This is a genomic window from Brumimicrobium oceani (assembly GCF_003143775.1).
Taxonomy (GTDB): Bacteria; Bacteroidota; Bacteroidia; order Flavobacteriales_D; family Crocinitomicaceae; genus Brumimicrobium; species Brumimicrobium oceani.
The window spans coordinates 1-24090 of the sequence record NZ_QFRJ01000020.1; the positions used below are offsets into that span (position 1 = coordinate 1).

General features: G+C 34.7%; 25 protein-coding genes and 1 pseudogene. 6 read left to right on the forward strand and 20 right to left on the reverse strand.

Annotated features, from left to right (window positions below; all coding sequences use genetic code 11):
* Positions 1 to 385: 385 nt before the first annotated feature.
* The 8 genes from DIT68_RS15540 to DIT68_RS15575 all read right to left on the reverse strand — a co-directional run bounded on the left by DIT68_RS15540 (position 386) and on the right by DIT68_RS15575 (position 6392).
* Positions 386 to 1015, reverse strand: coding sequence for an NAD(P)H-dependent oxidoreductase (locus tag DIT68_RS15540; protein ID WP_109360748.1), 630 nt, complete (start codon positions 1013 to 1015; stop codon positions 386 to 388).
* A gap of 40 nt (positions 1016 to 1055) precedes the next feature.
* The gene (locus tag DIT68_RS15545; protein ID WP_109360749.1) at positions 1056 to 1481 is read right to left on the reverse strand and encodes a DoxX family protein; all 426 of its coding nucleotides are present in this window, start codon (positions 1479 to 1481) and stop codon (positions 1056 to 1058) included.
* 21 nt (positions 1482 to 1502) lie between these two features.
* Positions 1503 to 1916 carry a GNAT family N-acetyltransferase gene (locus DIT68_RS15550; protein WP_255411181.1) on the reverse strand — a complete coding sequence of 138 codons (414 nt, stop codon included), beginning with the start codon at positions 1914 to 1916 and terminating at the stop codon, positions 1503 to 1505.
* Positions 1838 to 2551 (reverse strand): pirin family protein, encoded by a 714-nt coding sequence (locus tag DIT68_RS15555; protein WP_109360781.1) that lies wholly within the window; start codon positions 2549 to 2551, stop codon positions 1838 to 1840. The genes DIT68_RS15550 and DIT68_RS15555 overlap by 79 nt, the downstream gene beginning before the upstream one ends.
* Before the next feature lie 399 nt (positions 2552 to 2950).
* Positions 2951 to 3820: a helix-turn-helix domain-containing protein gene (locus DIT68_RS15560; protein WP_109360751.1), complete on the reverse strand. Its 870-nt coding sequence runs from the start codon at positions 3818 to 3820 to the stop codon at positions 2951 to 2953.
* 14 nt (positions 3821 to 3834) lie between these two features.
* Entirely contained in the window at positions 3835 to 4404 is a 570-nt protein-coding gene (locus DIT68_RS15565; protein WP_109360752.1) for a TMEM175 family protein, read from the reverse strand.
* Between the two features lie 192 nt (positions 4405 to 4596).
* A complete protein-coding gene (locus tag DIT68_RS15570) occupies positions 4597 to 5202 on the reverse strand; it encodes an MliC family protein (RefSeq protein WP_109360753.1) in 606 nt (201 codons plus the stop codon).
* A 257-nt stretch (positions 5203 to 5459) separates the two neighbouring features.
* Positions 5460 to 6392 (reverse strand): ClpXP adapter SpxH family protein, encoded by a 933-nt coding sequence (locus DIT68_RS15575; protein WP_109360782.1) that lies wholly within the window; start codon positions 6390 to 6392, stop codon positions 5460 to 5462.
* 304 nt (positions 6393 to 6696) lie between these two features.
* Here DIT68_RS15575 and DIT68_RS15580 point away from each other — a divergent pair, with 304 nt between their 5' ends.
* The 3 genes from DIT68_RS15580 (at position 6697) to DIT68_RS15590 (ending at position 8529) form a co-directional block, all read left to right on the forward strand.
* The gene (locus tag DIT68_RS15580) at positions 6697 to 7068 is read left to right on the forward strand and encodes a winged helix-turn-helix transcriptional regulator (RefSeq protein WP_109360754.1); all 372 of its coding nucleotides are present in this window, start codon (positions 6697 to 6699) and stop codon (positions 7066 to 7068) included.
* A gap of 152 nt (positions 7069 to 7220) precedes the next feature.
* Positions 7221 to 8057: a mechanosensitive ion channel family protein gene (locus tag DIT68_RS15585; protein ID WP_109360755.1), complete on the forward strand. Its 837-nt coding sequence runs from the start codon at positions 7221 to 7223 to the stop codon at positions 8055 to 8057.
* Positions 8058 to 8223: 166 nt separating this feature from the next.
* A complete protein-coding gene (locus DIT68_RS15590) occupies positions 8224 to 8529 on the forward strand; it encodes a phosphoribosylpyrophosphate synthetase (protein WP_109360756.1) in 306 nt (101 codons plus the stop codon).
* Between the two features lie 675 nt (positions 8530 to 9204).
* Here DIT68_RS15590 and DIT68_RS15595 read toward each other — a convergent pair.
* The 11 genes and pseudogenes from DIT68_RS15595 to DIT68_RS15640 all read right to left on the reverse strand — a co-directional run bounded on the left by DIT68_RS15595 (position 9205) and on the right by DIT68_RS15640 (position 20385).
* On the reverse strand, positions 9205 to 10080 hold the full coding sequence (locus DIT68_RS15595; protein WP_109360757.1) for a pirin family protein: 876 nt from the start codon (positions 10078 to 10080) through the stop codon (positions 9205 to 9207).
* A gap of 17 nt (positions 10081 to 10097) precedes the next feature.
* Complete coding sequence (locus tag DIT68_RS15600) at positions 10098 to 10517, reverse strand: trimeric intracellular cation channel family protein (RefSeq protein WP_317133920.1); 420 nt, start codon at positions 10515 to 10517, stop codon at positions 10098 to 10100.
* Positions 10497 to 10634: pseudogene (locus tag DIT68_RS16660) on the reverse strand (TRIC cation channel family protein); the annotation flags it as partial. The pseudogene DIT68_RS16660 and the gene DIT68_RS15600, both read right to left, overlap by 21 nt.
* 239 nt (positions 10635 to 10873) lie before the next feature.
* Complete coding sequence (locus DIT68_RS15605) at positions 10874 to 11428, reverse strand: NADPH-dependent FMN reductase (protein ID WP_109360758.1); 555 nt, start codon at positions 11426 to 11428, stop codon at positions 10874 to 10876.
* A 128-nt stretch (positions 11429 to 11556) separates the two neighbouring features.
* Entirely contained in the window at positions 11557 to 12306 is a 750-nt protein-coding gene (locus DIT68_RS15610; protein ID WP_109360759.1) for an SDR family NAD(P)-dependent oxidoreductase, read from the reverse strand.
* Between the two features lie 59 nt (positions 12307 to 12365).
* Complete coding sequence (locus DIT68_RS15615) at positions 12366 to 12935, reverse strand: YceI family protein (protein ID WP_109360783.1); 570 nt, start codon at positions 12933 to 12935, stop codon at positions 12366 to 12368.
* Between the two features lie 84 nt (positions 12936 to 13019).
* Entirely contained in the window at positions 13020 to 13853 is an 834-nt protein-coding gene (locus DIT68_RS15620) for a helix-turn-helix domain-containing protein (RefSeq protein ID WP_109360760.1), read from the reverse strand.
* Positions 13854 to 14047: 194 nt separating this feature from the next.
* Positions 14048 to 16396, reverse strand: coding sequence for a heavy metal translocating P-type ATPase (locus DIT68_RS15625; protein WP_109360761.1), 2349 nt, complete (start codon positions 16394 to 16396; stop codon positions 14048 to 14050).
* 63 nt (positions 16397 to 16459) lie between these two features.
* Positions 16460 to 17812: an oxygen-independent coproporphyrinogen III oxidase gene (hemN, locus tag DIT68_RS15630; protein ID WP_109360762.1), complete on the reverse strand. Its 1353-nt coding sequence runs from the start codon at positions 17810 to 17812 to the stop codon at positions 16460 to 16462.
* A gap of 185 nt (positions 17813 to 17997) precedes the next feature.
* Complete coding sequence (locus tag DIT68_RS15635; RefSeq protein ID WP_109360763.1) at positions 17998 to 18960, reverse strand: mechanosensitive ion channel family protein; 963 nt, start codon at positions 18958 to 18960, stop codon at positions 17998 to 18000.
* 498 nt (positions 18961 to 19458) lie between these two features.
* Complete coding sequence (locus DIT68_RS15640; RefSeq protein WP_109360764.1) at positions 19459 to 20385, reverse strand: LysR family transcriptional regulator; 927 nt, start codon at positions 20383 to 20385, stop codon at positions 19459 to 19461.
* A 176-nt stretch (positions 20386 to 20561) separates the two neighbouring features.
* Between DIT68_RS15640 and DIT68_RS15645 the strand changes: the two genes are divergently transcribed.
* The 3 genes from DIT68_RS15645 to DIT68_RS15655 are packed head-to-tail and all read left to right on the forward strand — an operon-like array spanning position 20562 to position 21760.
* A complete protein-coding gene (locus tag DIT68_RS15645) occupies positions 20562 to 21200 on the forward strand; it encodes a peroxiredoxin (RefSeq protein WP_109360765.1) in 639 nt (212 codons plus the stop codon).
* Between the two features lies 1 nt (position 21201).
* Positions 21202 to 21519, forward strand: a complete 318-nt coding sequence (locus DIT68_RS15650; protein WP_109360766.1) for a thioredoxin family protein — start codon at positions 21202 to 21204, stop codon at positions 21517 to 21519.
* Entirely contained in the window at positions 21500 to 21760 is a 261-nt protein-coding gene (locus DIT68_RS15655) for a DUF6952 family protein (RefSeq protein ID WP_109360767.1), read from the forward strand. The genes DIT68_RS15650 and DIT68_RS15655 overlap by 20 nt, the downstream gene beginning before the upstream one ends.
* 1172 nt (positions 21761 to 22932) lie before the next feature.
* On the opposite strand, the gene gcvT is transcribed toward DIT68_RS15655, so the two are convergent.
* Positions 22933 to 24015 (reverse strand): glycine cleavage system aminomethyltransferase GcvT, encoded by a 1083-nt coding sequence (gene gcvT, locus DIT68_RS15665; protein WP_109360769.1) that lies wholly within the window; start codon positions 24013 to 24015, stop codon positions 22933 to 22935.
* Positions 24016 to 24090: the final 75 nt, after the last annotated feature.

A 24090-nucleotide genomic window follows, 5' to 3' on the forward strand; every position in this document is an offset into this window, starting at 1 on the left:
ACAATAAAAAAGCATGGTCATAGAGCTAAATCGGTTTTCAAATATGGATTAGAATATATATCAAGCTTCCTTTTGAACCCTGAAAAGAAAGGATTTAGCAAGGTTTTATTGAAAATTGTCATGTAGTATAGTGACAGACAATTAAAAAACAAAAATAACGACACGCTAATAACTAAGTGTTCTGCATTGGCCTTCTGTGTGCCATTTTTCGGTATCGGTGCGCCGAACACTTAGTTATTATTCAAATCAAATAAAAGTACAATCACAAATCGCGTTAATTACGAGTAGCCTTAATCACAAATTGTTTACAAGAAAAGTTATCTTAGACCGTTCAAACCTAACATATCTTGATCACTAAACTCAATGATTGAAAGTGATCGCAATTTTACAATTCTTCGAATAAAGTATCGATCGATTTTCTGAATTTGTTTAAGTGTTGAACTCCATCTTCAGCATGTCTGTAACCAACGGCTAACATTACACCGGCGCTCAAGCCTTCTTTCTCAAGACCAAGTAGTTCATTGACTTCTCCAATTTCAAAACCTTCTATGGGTGAGCTGTCAATTTTTAGTTCTGCGCAGGCATTCATTGCATTAGCTAAACCTAAATAGGCTTGTTTTGCTGACCAATGAAAGAGTTCTTCTTTTGATTTTTCATGGAGTTTTCCTTTTACGAAGTCTCCATAACCTATAAGTTTCTCTAATTCAATTTCTCGCACTTCGGCCCTGAACTTTATCGAATCCTCCACCTCTTCATCGGAAAGTGCGATGCTATGACAAAAAATAAATAAATGAGAAGCTTCCGTAATTTGGGCTTGATTCCAAGACAAAGGCTTTAACTTTTCCCTCAACTCTGGATTTGTAACTTCCAACACTTTATAGGGTTGCAGACCATAGGAAGAGGCGGATAATTGTATTGCTTGTTTTATAGTATCTATGTCTTGAGGTGTTACTTTTTTTGCTGTATCATATTTTTTAACAGCGTAACGCCATTTTAATCCTTCTATCAATTTCATGATTTTAATTCTATTCGTTTTGTAAAATGTAATTGCTTCTCTAGGTTTTAGAAATCAATTGATCTATTGAGTATTTACCTGCTCCCATGACAGTAATAACTAGATACACCATGCCATAAAGAAGTGCTAGTTCTTGTTTTGCGAATCCATCATTAATATGAAAAATGAAGCCTGCTACTAGCATTGTAAGGAGTAAGGGGATAGCTGCCAATCGAGTACCTAATCCAACAATCAACAGAATTGAACACAGTACTTCAGAAAAAACAGCCATAGCCAGAGATGCTGTTGCACCTATTCCCATTGGATCGGGAAATTGAATGGGCTCTCCACTAAATAAATTTAGCATCTTTCCCCAACCGTGAGTAAGCATAAAGGCGCCTATTACTACACGCATTACTAAAAGCCCTATGTTTATGTTTTGCGCATGATTTCCTGTGTTAAACATTTGTCTTACAATTTGTTTCATTAGTTCTATTTAAATTCATTATTATTTTTTCAATACATCTTGAATATCCTCAAGCTTCTTAAACATTGCACTGGCAAAAGGGCAGAGGGGCAAGATTTTAATCTCTTTTTCTCTTGCCATTTCAACTATTCTCATCAACAGTTTTTTACCTACACCTTTTCCTTTGAATGTTGGGTCGACCTCTGTGTGATCTATAATTATGAAGTTACCTTCTGGGATGGAATATGTCATCATCCCAGCTTTTTTATCATCTTCTTCTGCTATTGCAAATCCTTTATTCTCTCTTTCTCTAATTGAAATTTCCATTTTGTATGGTTTTAAATATTCAAATTTTAGTTTTACTACTTTATTGCTGACTACATTGACATCGGAACTTCCATTAAAAGAACACGTGCATCCTCGCTCGCTTTGACATGAATTGAATCTGTGTTCCAAACGCCCATTCCATCTCTTTTGGTAAGTCTTTCATTGTTAATTTCTACTTCACCCTCAAGAATGAAAGCATAGACTCCGTTTCCTCCTTTTTTGATTTTATATTCACTAGAGTTTCCTTTGTCAAATTTCCCAAGGTGAAACCAAGCATCTTGGTTAATTTGAACACCTTGCTCTCCTTTGTTTGGGGAAACAATTTGGTAGAATTCGTTTTTCTTTTCAATGTCTTTCAATGAAATCTGATCGTATTCAGGCGTAATATTTCTTTTGTTTGGGAAAACCCATATTTGAAGAAATTTAACTTGCTTGTCTTTGTTTTTGTTGTACTCCGAATGCGTTACTCCTGTTCCCGCACTCATGATTTGAACATCGCCTTCTTTAATCACGGTAGTGTTTCCCATGCTGTCTTTGTGCTCTAAGTCTCCTTCTAAAGGAATAGATACAATCTCCATATTGTCATGCGGATGTGTTCCAAAGCCCATTCCATCTTGAACGGTGTCGTCATTTAAAACACGAAGAACACCAAAGTTCATTCTTTCAGGATTATAATAATTGGCAAAACTAAATGTATGGTGTGAGTTTAACCAACCGTGATTTGCGTGTCCTCTTGTTTCTGCTTTATGTATTACTGTATTCATTGTTTTTATGTTTTTATTGGGTAAATGATTAAATCCTACTTGTTGCATTAATGTTTCGTAAGTCGATTTTATAGCTTCTTTGTGTGAAGCGCTTAATAATTGTGGTGCTATTGCTCCTGCTGCACCAGTTAAAATTGCTCTTTTTAAAAATTTCTTGCGGTTCATTTTCTTTGCGTTTTAAGTATAGTACAAAGGTGCAACAGTTTAGAAGACTGTACAATATGAAAATTGGGGAGAAACTTATGAAAATCCGATTATGGCGTGATTTTAGGCAGTACTTCCATTAAAAAGAGTAAAAATCAAGTGACAATTTTACCGTTCAACCTATTGCCAGAACCATTGATTCGAAGCGATTCCCCCTTCGGAGGGGGATAAAGGGGGAGGATTGCATACTCATCATTACTTCTCTTTTTTCTTAAAACTAGAAGGCGATAAATCTGTATGCTTCTTAAAAAATGCGCTAAAGTTAGCGGGTTCGTTAAAACCTAATTCATACGCAATTTCTTTAGTGGTCAGATCTGTGAAGAATATTAGTCTTTTTGCTTCTGTAATTATTCTTGCCTGAATATAGTCTTTTGCTGTTTTACCAATTCTGGCTTTTACGGTTCTGTTGAGATGATCTGGGGTAATATTCAATTCATTTGCATAGTAAGTGGTGGAATGCTCTTTCTTGTAATCTTTGTCTACAGCCTTTCGAAATGTTCTAATCAGATTGTCTCCTGTGGTATCTACATCAGATTCAATAGGGTTGATTGAGCAGATATTATTGCATTCGATTAGTAAGAGTTTCAAATAGGAGCCAATTGATAAAGTTTTCATGTTTTTATCACTCTGAAAAAGCTCTAAAATGTTGTTTGCATAACTTTGTATTTTTTCGAACTGATTATTTTCAGGGGTTAAAGGTGGACTTTGACCATAGTTTTGAAAAAGGTTTAAACTTTCTATAAAGGAAAGAGGAATAGAGTTTTCTACTAAAAACTGATTGGAGAAAGTCATCGCGAAGCCATAAGATTTTTCTTTTTCGATGACTTGGTGTACTTGTCCTGGGGCAACAAAAAACACTTGTTGATTGGCTAGTTCGAATGAGTTAAAATCGATTCTGTGTTCACCTTTCCCGCTATTTACTATTAAGACAGTGTAAAAATTGTGCCTGTGTGGCTCATCAGGTTTCCCATTTCTTTTGATGTAAATTTCCTCCATACGAGAAATCCCAAAGTTTAACCCGTCTTCTTTAGCGTTTACTTTTTGATATGTTTTTACGGTGCTCATTTTAGCTCTTGATTTTAAACACTTTTTTCTATGCGTTTGTCTGGAATCAGCCACATTATGGCTACAATAACGTAAAAAGAAATCGCTATCCATGTATTTAGAAATGAAAAAGCAATACCTAGTGCATAAAAGACAATTGATATTTTACCTTTATTATCCGATCCAATAACTTTTCTCAGCGCAAATTCATCGTCATGAAATTTTATAATTTGTGCCTGTAGAATGAAATAAGCAATGGCACAAAATAGTAAAACTGCACCATAGGCAATAACGGGTAGCATGGCGTAGTATCTTTCTCCAATCCAAGCGGTGGTAAATGGCACCAAGGATAACCAAAAAAGCAAATGCAAATTCGCCCATAAAATCTTACCGTTTACTTTTTGGGTAATTTGAAATAAATGATGGTGATTATTCCAATAAATTCCGATATAAATAAAACTAAAAATATAACTTAAAAACACAGGGGTTATTGCTAGTAAAGAACTCAAAGTAATTTCTATTGGTGCTTTAAGTTCTAAAACCATGATGGTTATAATGATGGCCAATACACCGTCACTAAATGCTTCTAGTCTGTTTGTTTTCAAATGTCTATGTTTTTAATATTTGAGCGATTAAAGTAAGTGTTTAAATTGAAATTTCCCCCTTTTTATTTGGTTTTACTTGTTTTAATTTCGAAATCTACCAAGTAAAAAGTACTTATGGCAGGTTAGGATATAGGTAAATGCTTTTGAAAAAATAAGCGACCTACGCAAAGTAGATGACCCGAGTGGAATTATTTAATTGGGAAGTGATAAATAACCGTTTGACTTTAAATCTAATTTTATAAAAACTGTTTCACCATCTTTGGTTAATTCAAGGTTTTCCCCTTTTCCTCTAAGTTCATATTGGTCATTTTTATACCAAATGCCTGACGCTGCTTTTTCGCCTTTTAAATCTATTTGTTCACCGCCGTCTAAATATACTTTGACTGTATTTTCAGTGTTGTTAAAAGTCATATCGAGCGTTTGACCGTCTTTATTTTTCACTGAATAGTTTACGATATCATCTTTGTGTTCAAAAATAACTTCTCCGTTTTTTTTTAATTCTAAATCATTTCCTTTTCCCGTTAATTCATATTGATCGTTTTTGTACCAAATTCCAGAGGCTGGTTTTTCGGAAAGTAATTCAATTGTTTCTCCATCAAAAGTTAAAGTAACTTTCCTTTCTTCATTATTAAAATCCAATTGAAGTTCCTTTCCATTTTCACCTACAGAAGTAATTGTTTCTACTTTCTCTACCGGTGTTTCTGGTTTAGTTTCTGAATTCTCCTGTGTTTTATTTTCACTACAAGAAGTTAAAATCAATGCGGATAACATTGCCATTGTCAAAATCTTTTTTGTCATTTTAGTCGTTTTATAATTTGTCAATAAATTAAGGGCTTGGGGTTGATTCAAATTTACGGTTTACCGAGCAAAGTCCATTCCAATGTTGCATTTAATGGCTGTAAAATTTAATAAAAAGATAGCCTCCCAATTTTGAAAACTAGACATTTTGTATAATCATAAGATTTTGAAAGGAATTGTTGAAAAAAAATGCAGCATGAAAGAAATTCATGCTGCATAGATGTAATATTGAATAAAAAAAATTCCGCAGAAAAGGACTACTTAATCAACTTCCACATAGAGCCATTCTTGGTCGTTAACTTATCTAACTTTCCTTTTTCCGTTAATTCATCTAAAACTGTTTCACTTTCTGCTCTTGGAGTACCAGATAGCACAGAATATTCTTTTGCTGTAAGTGTTGGGTAGATTTCGAAAAGATTGTCCCATTTTTTACTGTACTCACTTTTCTGAATATTCGAGTTTACTTTTAGAATCGCCATTTCGTAAAATGCATAAGGTTTAGTTCCATAAACGATGTCTTTATTCCCTTCATCGTCCAAAACGTAAATAGTAGGGAATCCTCTTACTCCATATTCTCTTGCAGTTTTTAAGTCATCTTCAAAAAGTGATTTTGCTTTTCCTTCATAATCAGTTTTTAATTGCTCCACATCAAGTCCAACAGTTTCAGCCGCCGTTGCCATGTGTTCCCATTTGGCAATGTTTTTCTTCTTTAAGAAAACCAATTCGCGCATTTCTCTCATGAATAAATGAGCTTTTTCTTCGCTTTGCATTTCTGCTGCTTTGAATGCTATAGAAGGAGGGTAGGAGGATTCAAGTGGGTCTTCTAACCATAAATCTCCATCAATAGGCATGTCGTAATGAATACTCACTTCATCCCAGTGACCTGCAACATCTGATGGTTTTCCAATACCGCCGCTGTTGTAACTCCAGTCTGGCAATAATCCACCCATTCTGTATTCAATTTCAATATGATCTCCATATTCCAATTTCAATTTTCTCAATTGTGGTTCAATTCCCCAACAAGAAGAACAAATAGGATCTGTAAAGTAAACTAATTTTACTTTTTTATTGTCTGATAAATTCGCATCAACCTTAGTGTCCTGACCTGCATCTGCAGTTGTTTCACACATTCCCGTTTCTATATCACAAAGAAGTGGGTTACTTGATTTTGTTGTTGTATCGTTTTTCATGTCTTTAATATTTGTTTGCCCTTGAACAGTACCGAAGCTGAACAAAGTGATGAATAATGTAATGAGATTAAATTTAGTTACCATTTTGAAGTATGTTTTTCGAGTATTTCATTTCGGTTTAAGTTAAACTCCAGATAACTTTCTCATCTTTTGTTTCTATTATTTTTATAAACCTTTTGTGCTCATGCAAAGATAAGGAAATAAAGCTGTATATTTGATATGCCTTTCCTTTTGGGAAGTGCTTTCCTGGAGGAAACTACCTTGCGAGAAAATGTTGAAATACCATTAAAAATTGAGGAATATAATGAAAAAGAAATCTGTAATTAACAATACCCCTGTTTGTCAAAATCGAATGCAAGCCATTAGTGATACCATGAGTATTTTATCCGGAAAATGGAAGTTTCACATCATTGGAACTTTAATTGAAGGAAGTAAATTGGGCTTCATGGATTTATTAAGAGAAATTGATGGAATAGGGACTAAAATGCTTTCCAAAGAACTTCAAGATTTAGAAATGAATCATTTGGTCAATCGAAAAGTGATGGATACAAAACCTATTACTGTTCAATATTCAATTACTGAATATGGCGCAACTTTGGCTCCTGTTATTAATGAGATTGCAAGTTGGGGAATTGAATACAGAAAGTTTATATTTGAATCAGATGAAGAACATTAAGCATTGGTTTTAATGCGATATCTTTAATAAAAGGCTTGTTTTCTTTGAATTTATTTCGTTTTCGGCAATATTCGTTAACAAATCGCCTATAATTGGGCTACTCCTTAAAGTTTTCATTTCTTTGCACTTTATCTCAAAAAGAAAGGATTAGAATGGAAAAAGGATTTGTGGAACACTTTAAAACAATTATAAAAGATATCATCTATAGCTTCGGGCCAAAGCTCATTTTTGCAATTATTACTTTTGTTATTGGAATATTCTTGATTAAACTTATTCGAGGAATAATCATGAGATTATTGAAAAGAGCAAAAGCTGATTTATCCGTTCAAAGCTTTATGCAAAGTATGTCCACCGCTCTTCTTTGGGGAATCTTATTCTTTGTTGTTGGATTGATTTTAGGAATCAAAGCTTCTTTATTTATCACAATATTTGGAGCAGCTGGAATAGCTATAGGTTTAGCACTTCAGGGGAGTTTATCAAATTTCGCGGGTGGACTTCTCATCTTAATTTTTAAACCATTTAAAATTGGAGACGAAGTTGTAATTGAGGGAGTGGAAGGCTATGTTGAGGACATTAATATGTTGTATACGCACGTCAATAATTGGCGAGGAGAAGTTTTTTCTATTCCTAATGGGAATGTTTCTAACAACTTGGTGAGAAACAACTCTGCTGAACCACACCGACGAGTGCAAATCGAATTGCACTTTTATCATGATGTAGATATTGATATGTTACGTGAGTTAATTACCTCCACAATGGCCAAACATCCACGTGCAATTGCAGATAAACCGTTCCAACTACGCGTAAATAGTTTCCAAGATTATTATATCAAAACTTCAGCAAGATGCTGGAGTAGAACAGAGGAGTACTGGGATGTTTACTGGGATCAAGAAGAAGCAATCAAAAAGGCACTGGAGGAAAAAGGAATTAAATTAGCTATTCCAATGCAGACAATAAAGCATGTGGATAAACTGGATGAGAAAGAGTAGCTACTTAATTATACAACAACAATTCCCGATAAGCATTTAGATTAATATTTAAATTGCTATTTTAGAGCTATATTCAAATTTCGACAGTGTAAAAGGCATTTTATATGTTGAATTTGAATATTAATAAATGATTGAGTAGAATATTATTTTTTAAAACTAAAGGTTTATGAATAGCTATAAAACATTGTCAGAAGCAGTAAATGATTTAACAAAAAAGGGCTACACGCACGATTTTAATATGAAAGAAGACTGCATTGAATGCGCAACCTTAAACTTAAAACTTCAACCCGAAGAGTTTGAAATTGATGAAAGACACAGATTTGAAGAAATGTCTGACGTGGATAGTGAAAGTGTAGTGTATGCGATTTCATCCAAAGACGGTAAAGTGAAAGGTCTCTTAGTGAATGCGTATGGAACTTACGCCGATTATGCGTCATTCAAGCTGGTGCAAAAGTTAAATAAGCATGATTAAGAAAGTTTAACCCGGTTATTTTTCTAAGCTTGTACAGCTTTTGGCTAATAATAACCAGATTGAAGATAAAAAGACTGTTATCATCGCGATAACAGTCTTTTTCTTGCTTTAAAAATATCTTCTCAACCCTAAACTCAATGCTTTTTTCGTGAAAATTGAAATGATAATTCCAGGAATAGACAATGCAATGGCCAAATAAATTAAACTCATTGGTGAATAATAGGCAGTAACACATTACGTATAGCACCCATTTTTTTATATGAAAGACGAAATGGCAACATGCCTAAATTACTATAATGAAGCGGAGATTATTTATCTGCTTTAAGACCGATAAATGTAATTATCTGCTTTTAGACAGATAGTCTTGTTTATCTGCTTTAGCATAGATATAATCTCCGATAGTAAACATCCAGAGCGTAATCCATTTTACATCTTTCTGGCCTAATTGACTTTTACCAAAACGGTATCACCGCGACAATAGCCTTTTTCTTGTTTTAAAAGTATCTGCTCAACCCTTAACTCAATACTTTTTTCGTGAAAATTGAAATGATAATTCCAGGAATAGACAATGCGATGGCCAAATAAATTAGAGTCATTCTGTTTACTTCATAATTCAATGAAAAAGCTTGCTATCCATATGATAACAAGCTATGGAAACACAGCTCAATTCAGCGTTTATTTCCGCGTTGGATAAGGAATATACTCATCATCTCCTTCAATTTTATCAAAAGTTTGATCTTTCCACATTTGTTTTGCTTCTTCAATCAATTTTTTATCAGATGAAACAAAATTCCAATCGATGTACCTTTTTTCTGGGAAAGGTTCTCCTCCAAAAATATAGATGGTACTGTTCGCAGCAATTGTAAACTCACATAGAGTGCTATCTTTGGCGACTAAAATTTGTTTTTCTCCGTATTCATGTCCTCCTTCTTTGATGCTGCCCTCTAATATATAAAGACCTGACTCACCATAAAGTTGTCCACCAATACTTACCACCTGTTCAGTTTTACTTTTAATTTCAATCATATAAAGTTTACTAAAAACAGGAACTGGAGATTTCTTTCCCAGTGCTTCTCCAGCGACTAATTTGAAATCAACATCACCATCCGACCAAGCTGGAATTTCACTTTTTTCAATGTGAGAAAACTGAGGGTCCATTTGCTCCTTATCCTTTGGAAGTGCAACCCAAATTTGTAATCCATGCATAAACAAATCAGAATCTCGCAAATACTCTGGTGTTCTTTCAGAATGCACAATCCCTTTTCCTGCGGTCATCCAGTTTACTGCCCCCGGCTTTATCTCTACTTCATTTCCTAAAGTATCGCGGTGCATAATGCTGCCTTCGAATAAAAATGTAAGTGTCGAAAGTCCAATATGTGGATGAGGTAGAACATCAAAGTTTTGACGTTCGTTGAGTTTTACTGGTCCCATGTGATCTATGTAAATAAAAGGCCCCACCATTCTTTTCTTGCGAAATGGTAATAATCGCCCAACCATAAAGTTTCCAATATCGGCAGCTCTTTCTTCTATAATTAATTGAATATTTGACATGATTTTATCTTTTAATTTTATTCTGTTGATTTTTTGAATTTCAAATTGGTTGGTAAGTGTAAATTGTACCTTACCGATAATAAGCGGAATAATACTACTGATATAAGGCAAGAAACCTTACTCAGCATTATAGGCAAATCTAATTTTACTAAAATAAAGAAAATTACTCCACCAAAAATACAAGTCGTGGCATAAATTTCTTTTTGAAAAACTAATGGAATATTGCTTAATGAAACATCTCGTATGACTCCACCAAAACAGGCCGTAATTGTTCCAAGGGCAACACATATGAGTGGATTCATTTTAAATTCAATTCCTGTTTGTATTCCCACAACGGTGAAAAAGCCCAAGCCAATAGCATCAAAAAACAAAAGTGTTTTATGATAGTTTTTGATTTCACTTTTAAAAATGAGTACCAGTATTGTCGTTATGAGCACAACAATTGTTGAACTTAAATCCAGCATCCAAGAAACAGGTACTTTTCCGATTAGAATATCCCGTAATGTTCCACCTCCCAAAGCGGTGATAAAGGCAATGATAAAAACACCAAAAACATCTAGTTTCTTTTATTTAGCTGCAAATGCTCCGGCAACACTAAAAGCCGCTGTTCCAATAATTTCTATTAGTCCGATAGATTCCATTTGTTAAATATTTTTCAATAAAAAAAGCTGTCTTGTATAAACTTACAAGAACAGCTTGTTTTTTCCTCAACATATTATTGGTGAAGGGATTTCTCAACTTTAATTAACACCGATGTTAAATTTAGGAAGTTTAGTCATTGCCAGATAGTACTTTACTTTGCAATGGTATGAACCCACTCTTCAAAAGCATCTAAATACGTTTTAAAGAATTCTTTGGTAGAATCATTTGTGAGCTTCCCGTTGTCATCATACAATGCCGAAGCATCTCCGATATAAGCTTCTGGTTGTGCCATTGTTGGAACATTCACAAAGGTTAGGGATTGTCTTAAATGGTGGTTTGCACCGAATCCACTAATGTTCCCAATTGATACACTCACAATTGCAGCGGGTTTTCCATTCCAAGAATTTTCCCCATAAGGTCGAGAACCAACGTCAATTGCGTTTTTTAGAACACCTGGTACTGATCTATTGTATTCTGGGGTAAAGAAAAGCAAACCATCAGCGTCAGAGATTTTCTCACGCAATGTTTCCCATTCTTTTGGCGGATTCCCTTCTAAATCCTCATTAAACATTGGGAGTCCAGAGATATCCAATAAACTCATGTCTAATGATTCGGGTGCCATTTCCATCATTGCTTTTGCTGTTTTTAAATTGAAGGATTCTTTACGTAAACTTCCCACGATAACTGCTATTTTGTATTTCTTCATCTTTGTTTGTGTTTTTAATTTAGTAATCTTTTAATTGAAATTCTTCTGAGGTTAAACTAGTAATAAGTTCTGTTTCAGAAGTAAAAGTCGCTGTTAATATTCTTTAAACCGAATATCACTTTTAGGCTTTATTGAGCCAAATATCCACCGTCCACAGGATAATATGCTCCAGTGGCAAATGATGATTTTGAAGAAGCTAACCACAAAATCATTTCAGCGATTTCATTTGATTCTCCTAATCTGCCAATTGGGTGAAGACCGACTAGTCCTTCCATTTGTTCGTCATCAAGTGAATTGGTGAGTAAAGGCGTTTTAACATACCCAGGACCTATTGAATTTATGCGAATGTTTTTATTTGCATATTCTAAGGCTGCCGCTTTTGTTAGTCCCACGACTCCGTGCTTTGAAGCAACATAAGCTGGAGAACCTTGTGTTCCTGCTTGACCTAAAATAGAAGCTATATTTATAATAGATCCTCCATTTTTTTCCATCGCTGGAATTTGGTAGCGCATACCGTAAAACACTCCTGATAAATTGATATCTATAACCTTTTGCCATCCATCAATTGGATATTCTCCTGTTGGAGCAAGTGGTCCACCAATTCCTGCATTGTTCACTGCTATATCGAGCGAACCATATTGCTTTAACGTTTCCTCAACAAGCGTTTCATGTCCTTCCGCTTTAGAAGAGTCGGAGAAAATAAAAAATGCCTCTCCACCAGCTTCTTCTATTTCTTTAACCACGGCATTTCCGCTTTCTTTATCAATATCAGAGACTACAACTTTGGCTCCTTCTTTTGCTAATAAGTGGGCAGTGGCGCGTCCTATTCCAGAACCTGCACCTGTCACAATAGCAACTTTGTTATCTAAATTTTTCATTTTAATAATTTTTGATTCGTTAATAAATAAAGTCCGACGAGATTTCTAGATATTGAAATCTACTGATTTGCGAATTGCAAGTGAACAATAATCTTAACGTCCTTAGCAATACCCGCAGCTGTTGGGTCATAATCTACATTGTAATCAAATCTGTTGATTGTGGTTTCAGCTTTCATTCCTAACTTTTCCCCCTTTTCAGTTTTTATTGTTCCACCATAATGCACGTCAAAAACTACATCTTTCGTAACATCTTTTATCGTTAATTTACCATGTAATTTATAGTGATCTTTCTTATTGCCTTTTTCAATTTTTGAGCTTTCGAAAGTCATGTTTGGGTATTTTTCTACTTCGAAAAAGTCTGGACTTCTTAAATGATTATCTCTTTGCTCAACGTTGGTATTGATGCTATTTACTTTTACTGTAAAATCAAACTTAGCGCTTTCTAACGCTTCACCTTTTGTGGTTAATGTACCATCATATTCTAGGAACTTTCCATTTACAATACTGATTCCAGAGTGAGCAATGTTAAAGTTTAAAGAAGAGTGGTAAGGGTCAACTTTCCAATCCGTTTGTGCATAGATTCCAACGCTAAATAGTACTGAAACCATCAATAATAATAAATTTTTCATAATCATATGTTTGTTTTTGTGAACAACCAATATATTCATAATAAATACATTACTATTATACTTTTCGGTAGTAAGCTTGTGATTTTAGGAAGAAAGTAGCTTTTTCATCTCATTTCTAAACTCTGTGGGTGATTGCCCGGACTTTTTCTTGAAAACACTGGAAAAGTAAGCATTCTCATTATACCCTAGATCATAAGCAATATCAGCAATGTTCTTATCCGTAGAAATTAGAAGATTTTTGGCTTCAATTAGTTTGCGGGTGTCTATAATCTCAGATACACTTTGTTCTAAAATTTCCTGACAAATCAAGTTTAAATTTCGGGTTGACATAGCGAGTTTGTCGGCATAAAACTCAACACTTAGCGGTTTATGGAAATTTTCTTCTAAGATGTTTAGAAAATTTCCAAAAGCAATATTTTGTGTTTTTTCTAAAGCTACTTTTGATTTATCCAGTTTTCTTTTTTCATGTTCTATGATGGTAAATAAGAGACTAAGGAGTTGCTTTAAAATCGCATAACTAGGATTTTCTCGATTGGCCTCTTCTGCCATCATCTCACAAACTGTAACCAAACGGGAGAAACAGGTTCCGCTATTTAATTTAAGATTGGCTTCTCCATGATAAAGGGAGTATAGCTGAAAGGTAGATTCTGGGATCAATTCACTTTTAAATTGAATTTTCCAAATTTCGTATGCTCCATTGTCTGGTTTTGGAGTTACTCTATGAACTTTTCCCTTGGTAATAAAACTAATAAAAGGAGCCGTTATATTTGTAGTTTTGAAGTCTATAAAATGTTCTATTTCTCCCGAAATTCCAATTAAAAGCTCTTCGAATCCTTGACTTTTGGGAGCTTCATTATTAATTCCAGAGGTTTTGGATTCTTCTTTTTCTACTTTAAATATTTGCAGTAACTCACTCATCTGTATTCAGAACTTATGGATTTATTTGTCTGACTAAAATTAATTATTTTAAAAACTTATACATTATAATTAACCAAAATAATGCGTTGGATACGAAAACTAAAAAGAAGACAATAATCCAAAAAGAATTCATTATTTGTCATGATAAACTTCCGACCAGCCACTAAATAGATGTACTGGACCATCACTAATCACTATTTCAATCTATAAGGCTGAATTAAAAAAGTACTCAATAAAACAATTGTAATAGAACTAATCGGCATGAGAATAGCTGCAAATAAGGGAGTTACGTATCCCAGAAATGCAAATGTAATTCCAAAGGTATTGTAGGTTAATGAAAAGTACATACAGATTCTTAAAACTCTTTTGGCATGCAATCCGAATTTAAAGAATTGCTTAAGGTTTTTAATTTTTTCGCTTTCAATGATCGCATCACATTTTGGGGTAAATCTGAATTCGTCTTCCGATACACTAATGCCGAGTTCTGCTTCTTCAAGCGCTTCGGAATCGTTGAGTCCATCCCCAATAAAAGCCACAACATCTCCAGATTCGTTAAATTGAATGATGTGATTTTTTTTATCGGTAGGAGAGAGGTTGAAATGCATGGCAATGGGCTGTTCCAAGTCCGTAAATAGAGCTTCATCCGTGGATTGATCTCCTGATAGTAAGGTAACTTTATAATCTTTTTGTAATCGATTGATTTCTTCAATAATTCCCTCTCTTAATTGAGATTGAAATTTAAAGAAACCGATTACTTTGTCATTTATACTCAAATAACTACCGCTTTCGTCGAATTTTTTTTGCGCATTTGTGAATTTAGCATTTCCAAGGCGAATCTTATCTCCATTTGCAGTCTTCGCTTCAACTCCTTGCCCCGAGACCTCGTTATATTCTGTTATTGCGTCTACATGGTCTACTTTATCTTCCAAGAATTTCGTGATGCTTTTTGAATAAGGATGTGTTGATTGTCGGGTTAAAGCGAAGAGTTCCCCCATTAATTGGGATGATAATTCTTCTCCTTCGTAATTTACACCTTCAATTCTGTCTTTTGTTAAAGTCCCTGTTTTATCAAAAACAATGTGGTTGACTTTATTCATCTTTTGAATTTCGTGACTATTTCTAAAGTACAATCCCGATTTTCCAAGTTTTCTTAGCGCATTCCCATAAACAAAAGGGAAGGAAATAGCCAAGGCACACGGACAAGCAACCACCAATATTGCGGTTACAATTTCTAGAATTCTGCTGGGATCAATAAAAGCCCAAATAATTGCAGCGGCTACCGATAAAACACCAACAATGATTAAGAAATATTTACTTAATATATTTTCTCTGTTTTGAACAATAGACTTCGTTGTTTTGGCTGATTTATTCCAAATGCTGGCGAACTTACTTCTGTTGGTCGTGCTCAGAGCTTTTACTTCGATTGCGGAACCAATTAATTTACTTCCAGCATAAATTTTATCACCGTATTTTAAAGTCGCTAAATTAGCTTCTCCCGTGATGAAACTAGTATCTATTACTGCTTTTTTCGATGTTAACTCAGCATCACAAGGAATGATTTCTTCATTAAAAATCTTCAAAATATCGTCCTTCTCTAAAGACTCTATTTTTACGACCTCTTCTTCTTTTGTGATTTGATTTATTCGGTGAACACCCAAAGGGAAATAGGCTTTTGGATCGTTATCGAAAGACATATTTCTGTAGGTTTTGGATTGAAACCATTTTCCTACTAAAAGAAAAAACACAAAACCCGTAAACGAGTCCATATAGCTGGCCCCTTCTTGCATCAAAATGGAAGAGGAACTCTTAGTGAAAAGTACAAGAATACCAATCGCCACAGGAATGTCTAGATTTAACTGTTTTGTACGAATAGCGGTGTATGCAGAAATAAAGTAACCAGAAGCGGAATATAGTAAAACAGGAATGGCCACTAATAAGGTGAGGTAAGCGGAGAAATTTCTAAAATTCTCAAACATGTCATCCAATCCCAAGTATTCTGGAAAAGACCACAGCATTACGTTTCCAAAGGCAAACCCTGCAACACCCAATTGAAGAAGCAACTTTTTATCATAGCTGCTCTTGTTTTCTTTACCTCGTCGGAGCTCAGGTTTGTAGCCAATGCTTTCCAAAAGAGAAGCCACCTGAGAAAGTTTTCTTGATTTTTTGACTGTTAGAGCTAAAGTTCTTGCGGTAAAATTAGCTTCGCTTTCAACAATATCAGGGTTTAATTTTTGAAGGTTTTCAAGTAAATAAATACAGGAACTACAGTGAATAGCCGGTAAGAAAAATGTAACCATATAGATTTCATCATTCTGAAATTCAACAAAATCATCAAAGATTTCAGGAACGTCTAATGCAGTGTATTTTGCATTTCCTTCATTATCGGGTTTTACTCCACTTTGCTCGTTAAACTCATAGAATTTATCTAACCCATTATCGCTTAAAATCTCGTAAACAGTTAAACAACCGGAACAACAGAAGTCCTTATCTTCTTTTGAAATAGGTTTTCCAATTATCTTATCTCCACAATGATAGCATCCCATATTTGAACAACTTAAACTGAATAAAAACCAAAGATTTCGAAACTATTTACTCAATGGCCTCCACTAAACCGACTTGCTAAACCTTCCTTGCGTTGGAATTTTATTTGCGTAGGGATCCAATGTCATACATACATTACGAGAAAATGGTTTTCCATCCTCAGTAACTATAATTTCATTTTCATTCCATTCAATTATCCCATCTTTTTGGAATTCATCCAAGATTTCTTTGAATTGAGAAACATGAGTTTTCATCCATTCATCATTGGCAAAGCTAGTCTTAAATTGACACATTAATTGAGTTACGTGCTCTTTTAAAGTGGCATCTGTCTCAGAGTGTACATGACCTTTTACGACAGGTAACTCACCAGCATCAATCATGCCGTGGTAGCCCCTCGTGCTTTTTACATTTTGAGCATAACCAAAGCCATATTCTGAAATCGCAGAAGCCCCCAAACCAATCATTCTGTCGGTTGTGTTTGTGGTATACCCCATGAAAGTTCTGTTGAGTGCTCCACCACGCAGCGCTTTCGCTAAAATATCTGTGGGTAAAGCAAAGTGATCCATTCCTATTTCAACATAACCGTGGGCCAACAACTGCTCCTTAGATTTGTCATAAAGTGCTTTCTTTTCATCTCCGGAAGGTAAATCTGCTTCAGAAAAACCACGCTGTCCTGTTCCTTTTACCCAAGGAACGTGAGCATAAGAATACAAGGAAATAGCATCGGGTTTTAAATGAATAGTTTTTGAAATAGTGTCCATCATATCCTCCATGGTTTGCATTGGAAGTCCAAATACTAAATCGTGACTAATTGAAGTAAAACCGGCTTTCCTTGAAGCAATGGTGACTTTTTCAACAGTTTCAAAAGGTTGAATTCTATTGATGGCTTTTTGAACAATTGGGCTGTAAGATTGAACTCCAAAGCTAACGCGCCTGAAGCCTAAATCAAACAAAGTTTTTAATTGCTCGTCGCTTGTGTGATTAGGGTGACCCTCAAAACTAAATAAAGGGTTTGGTCCTGTTTTTACATTAATGGCCTCAATTAATCTTTTCAATTGTGCTGCGGCAAAGAAAGTTGGTGTTCCACCTCCTAAATGAATTTCATCAACTTGTATACTCTCTCCATTCAGTTTTTCATACATCTGCCATTCTTTAATTACGGCATCTATATAAGGTGCTTCAACGCTATGCTGTTTGGTGATATGCTTGTGACAGCCGCAAAATGTGCATAAACTTTCACAAAATGGGAGGTGAACGTAAACGCTGGTGCTGTGGTGTTTATTTTGTTCGGCTTTTATAAATAATGGTGCAAACTCCTCCGCAGAAAACTCCATTCTGTTCCAATCTAAAATGGTTGGATAAGAAGTATATCGTGGACTAGATACGTTATATTTATTGATTAACTCTTCACTTAACATAATCTCTCTTTAACTAAATTTCAATTGCAAATATCGTTTTAATTCAAGGAAGAAACAAATGATAAAAGTCAGTTTGGGAACACGTATTTGTTATCGACGTTGGGAAATGGTTTGAAAAATAAACAAACAAAAAAAAGAGCCAACTGTATTAGCTGGCTCTTAAAACTAGTTTTAAAAATAATTATTTATTCTTTGTTTGAATTTTCTGATTTACTTTTTTGAGAGTTCTGAGCTTTTTTAGGTTGCTGATTACCATTTCCAATAGTATCAAAATCAACAATCTCATTCAACTTTTCCCCACCTTTAATTCCAAAATCCAAAGTTCTAATTGGGAAAGGAATCATAATATCTTCTTTATCGAATGCTTTCTTAATAGAAATAATGGCTTCACTTTGACTTTTCAAGAAATCTAGTTGACTTTTAAATTCGACCCAAATCATAATTCTGAAATCAATAGAGCTTCCTCCAAAAGCTAAATAAACTAAATCAATATCTTTATCCTTATTGATGTTTGGTGTGTTTTCAACTGCCTTGATGGCAATGTCTCTAACGCGCTCCAAATCTTCTCCGTAGGATACACCTACATTTAAATCTATACGTTTATATGTGTTTTCAGAATCGTTGATTAATGGGTTCTGAAATAACATTTTATTCGGAATAATGACTTCCTGTCCTTGGAAAGAAGCGATTTCGGTAGTACGAATACCAATGTGTTTAATTACTCCACTGTGTCCTTCACAATGGATTACCTGACCCACTTTAAAAGGGCGTTTAACCGCCATGAAAAAACCAGCGATAAAGTTTGTGGCAATATCTTGAAAAGCAAAACCAAGCGCCAAACCTATAATACCTGCACCCGCTAATAAGGAGGACACTGTCTTGTCTAAGTTAAGTAAACTTAAAGCGGCAAAAGCCCCAATGGAAATAATGGCAATATATACAACCTTAGAAACTATTATTGAGAGGGATTGGTTGTTCAATGATTTTTGAAGTAACTTTTGAAAGAGATTTTTGATTATTCGACCTACAAAAACAAAAGCTACAAGTACTATAATGGCTAAAACGAAGTTGGGGAGCATTTTCACCAAACCTTCTGTCCATCCAACTAACTTCTCTACTAAAATGTCGTAATATTTTTTAATTTCCATAATGTTTTTTTGATTCCCAATTAAATTAACAAAAAACAGCGTTTCATACTGGTTTTTAGCATTTTTTTAGAAAATGAATTTGCGTGGTTTATTGATTATAAGCATTGATTTATAGATGTTTGAAGTTATTGCTACTATGGTTTTACGTATTCTAATTGCTTTGTTTATAGTGTTTTACCTAGATGATTTAGATGTGCTTGAATCTACAAATACTTCTGATTTTAGCGCTCATTTTCACAGGTTTATATTTGGTCGAATTTAAAATTGGGATGGGAAAAACTCAAAAGAATCAATGTTAAATTCTTTTTTTTTCCGGGCAAGCAGTGTTTCTATCGCGCCTATGTAGTTTAATCTTTATCGTCTATTTCTTTTCTAATTAGAGCGTTTTATCCTTATTTGCATTTATGAACTTTTCGGTCAGAAGTGCTTTAGTGATGAATATAAGTTAAAACTGAAGACCACTTTCAATTCAGTGCATAATTGGTTTCTGATTCTTTGTTAAGATCCTTCCCAAGGCAAAAGCTCAACATTCTCCAAGAGCTTATTTTTACCGCTTTTACTTCTCTGAATAATCCTCATGATTTTCACTATATCCTCTTTTTTGGTGTTTCGTTTGAGATGTAAACCAATGATTTGACGAATTGGAGTATGGTCTACCACTTTCTTCAAGTCTTCTGGATTCAGATTTAAATGAGGAATGTAGTACTGAGGAACCAAAGTGTATCCACCTTGTTGTTCTACCATTTGGGTCAATAAATGTAGATTTCCTCCTTCATAATTCCATTCAGATTTTTTTGCACTATCTAATTTACAAAAATTGATCATTTGTGTCCTTAAACAATTGCCTGGCGAAAGCAGCCAAGGATATTCATTTTCTAGTTCTTCTAGCTTTATGGTGTGGTTTTTAATATTCGGGGCATAAATCAAAACTTCTTCGTTAAAGAGTATTTGCTGATCTAGATTGGAGTCTTCCACAGGACCTGCCATAATCCCAAAGTCTATTGTCTTTTCTTTTAAGGCAGTCAAAAGGTTGGGGGAAGTTAATTCACTAATGTCTAAGTGTACATCTCCAATCTCATCTTGCCATTTTGCGTATAACTCGGGAACAAGATAATTCGAAATAGTGGGGATTATTCCAATTCTGATTTCTGCCTTGTAGGTTCCTTTCAATCTTTGAATTTGAATGTCTAGCTCATCATAAGCTTGTTGAATTGCAGATAATTTTGGGTAAAGTTGTTTGCCCGCCTTTGTTAAAGAAATGGGATTACTATCTCTATTTATAATCTTGTATCCAAGCGTGTCTTCAGCCTTTTTAAGTTGCATGGATAGTGTAGGTTGAGTAACGTGACAAGCGTCTGCTGCCCTTTGAAAGTTCTTGTGTTTCAAAAGGGCGAAAATGTAGGAGAGTTGCACTGGAGAAATCATATAGATAAAGTTTATGTAAATATAATTATAATTGATAAAAACAATGAGAAAAGATGAGTTATCTTTGCAGTGTCGATACGAAATATGCTTGTTAAAATTCAAACAATTTTGAAGTATGAAACAAGAAAATTCTTATCTTCAAAGAAATAATAGTAACTAATAAAAATTAAATAATTATGTCAATAGTAGGAAAAACTTTTCCAGACATCCAAGTGGATGCAATGAATGAAATGGGGGATACGTTCAAAATCAATATCCTTGAAGAAGCGAAGAAAAACAAGAAGAAAGTTTGTTTATTCTGGTACCCAAAAGACTTTACTTATGTATGTCCAACAGAGCTTCATGCATTTCAAGCGAAATTGAAAGAGTTTGAAGACAAAAACACAATCGTTATTGGTGCTTCATGTGACACACCAGAGGTACACTTTGCATGGTTGAGCACAGCAAAAGATAACGGAGGAATCGAAGGTGTAACTTACCCACTGGTTGCAGATTCAAACCGTAACTTAGCAAATATGTTGGATATCTTGGACATTCAGTCTGAAACGTACAACGAGGCTACAGATTCTTTCATTTTAGAAGGAGACAACGTAACTTACCGTGCTACATACCTAATTGATGAGGAGGGTACAGTATTCCATGAAGGAGTAAACCACATGCCAGTTGGACGTAATGTAAACGAATACCTGCGTTTGATTGATGCTTATGCTCACGTTCAAACACATGGTGAAGTTTGTCCAGCGAACTGGGAAGAAGGAAGTCAAGCAATGAGTGCAGACAGTAAAGGTACTGCAGAATATTTAAAAAATAACTAAGATGGCATTTGTAGAATTAGACACAGATACTTTACAGGACGAGGTTTCTGGCAACGGAACTGTTCTTGTTCAGTACTCTGCTGGGTGGTGTGGTAACTGCCGAATAATGAAACCAAAATTCAAGAAGTTTTCGCAAGATCACGAGGATGTAAAATTCGTTGTAATTGACGCGGAGAAAAATCCTGAATCTCGAAAGTTAGCAAACGTAACGAATTTACCAACATTTGCAGCTTTTAAGAATGGTGAGTTAATTCAGCAGACACAAACAAACAAAACAGAAGTATTAAAAACATTTATCGATGAGACTACCAGTAATTAAACACATTTCTACCTTTATTGAGGAGAATGACGAAGATTTTGTAAATGAAACAATTGAAACATTAGAAAATCTTACAGAGCTTTCGTCAATGAAAGATGAAGAACTTGACGTAATTGGAGAATTACTTTCCAATATGTACGGCGCAATCGAAGTCAATAAAATGATGAGAGAAGAAGGCGTTTCCCAAAGAGATGCAGCCAATAAGTTCATGAAACGTGTAACGGGTTCAATCGATACTTGAGATTAGTATTTTAAAACTTTATAAAAGAGATCATTCGAAAGGGTGGTCTCTTTTTTTTGTGCAATAGAATTTTACTTTATCGAAAAACTCGATATTCATAGTCGTTTCCCTATTTTCAATTCTATACGATGCATAGCATGAACCATTGAAGATTTACTGCCATTCAGGAGTTCGGTGATGCTCATTATGGAACGCGGATGACGCAGGTGCTAAGGCAACGCAGGTTTCCACGGATTTTTTAAGTATTGCTAATTATTAAAAAAATCAGTTTTTAATCAGCGTTCCATTAAAGTCCAACCAAAAAGATCAATCAAAGCTTTTGGATTTTCGTTTTTGATAAAGCTTACTATTCTCCAAAAAGTATGTATAGGAGAGGAAATACTTTTGACACCAGAAAGCTCTCAAATGGGGGGGGGGAGTTAATTGCTTCTAATGTGAGTTCAGAGAATTGCACAACCCTAAAATTTGTAAAACAAGCACTGAGCTATTTGGGCTGATTTAAATTTTTAGGAGAGACTGTTCAATAAAAATAGGGTCTAACTTTTTATTTGATGTGATTCTGAAAACGCCGTGATTTTTTGGAGAAAAATGAATTTTTATGAAAAAAACAGAGTGGATTTACTAAAAAACACTAAAAAACTACTCGTTTTATTAGTTTTTCATCCTATTTTTTGAGTTTAAGGATTATAAGTCTTATCTTGCGCCCGAATCACAATACATTGAGTTATCGGACTAGTAAGAATCGTAAGAAAAAGTAAATTAGAAAACAGGTATCACCGAAATATGGGGACCATTTGTGTACAAGTAACGCGTATTCAAAAAGTATTCATGGGTATTCCTTTTGAAACAGTATATAAATATGGTCAAACATACACTGGCGAAGTGAAGGACTGTGAGGAGTGTGTTATCTCAAAGGTTGAATTAAGTTATTAATATTAAATATCCTTAGGGAAATAAAAGGTCAGGCTTTGTCTGGCCTTTTTTTTGTGTCCTTATTTGCAGGGATGTTATGTATACCACTGCAAAATTGCACACAAAAAAGAGGATCACATTTCTGCAATCCTCGTTCTAATTTTATTTATGAATATTCAATTTGTTTTCAATGTTTAATCCGTTGCTTTCGGTGACTTCGACAGGCTCAGTCACGGAAAGCACCGAAGGCAAAAGCCCTATTATCCTTTATAAAATGGAGTTTTTACAACTACCGCTGCTAAACTTTTCTTTCTAACACCGATAAAGATTTCGCTACCTTCAGTTGATAATTCTACAGGGACATATCCCATTCCAATGGCTTTGTTTAAAGATGGCGACATTGTTCCAGAAGTAACACGTCCGATTTCATCTCCTGCTGCGTTTAAAATTGGATAACCTTGACGCGGAACACCTTTATCTTTCAATTCAAAACCAACCAATTTGTTTTTAATGCCCGCTTCTTTCTCTGCTTTTAAAGCTTCACTATTTGTAAAATCTTTGTTGAATTTTGTTACCCAACCCAATCCTGCTTCAAATGGAGAAGTTGTCTCATCGATATCATTACCATACAAACAGAATCCCATTTCTAAACGCAAAGTATCACGAGCTCCTAAACCAATTGGTTCAATACCAAAGTCAGCGCCTGCTTCAAAAACCTTGTCCCAAACTTGCTTGATGTCTTTGTTCTTTACATAAATTTCAAATCCACCACTTCCAGTATAACCAGTTGCAGAAATAATCACCTCTTTTACTCCAGCAAATTCTGCTGTTTGAAAAGTATAAAATTTGATTCCAGCTAAGTCAACTGAAGTCAATGATTGCATGGCCTCTGCTGTTTTTGGTCCTTGAATAGCCAATAAACTCCATTCATCAGATTCGTTTACCAATTCTGCCCCAACATCATTTTGCGATGAAATCCAATTCCAGTCTTTTTCAATGTTAGAAGCATTAACGACCAACATAAATTCTTGGTCAGAAATTTTATAAATTAGCAAATCATCTACAATTCCGCCTTTTTCATTCGGAAGATAACAGTATTGTGCCTTTCCAGGAACTAATTTACTGACATCATTACTCGTAACTTTTTGAAGTAAAGCTTCTGCTTGTTCACCTTTTACGAAGAACTCACCCATGTGAGAAACATCAAAAACACCCACTTTCGTTCTTACAACTTCGTGTTCGTGCTTTAATCCTGCATAAGAAACAGGCATATTATAACCTGCAAAAGGAACCATCTTTGCTCCTAAATCTATATGTACTGCTGATAACGCGGTTTCTTTCATCGAATTGACATTTTGGTTTGAAAGCGCAAATTTAGTAATTTATCGGTGTTAAAGTTTGAAAGGAAGGTTAAAAGT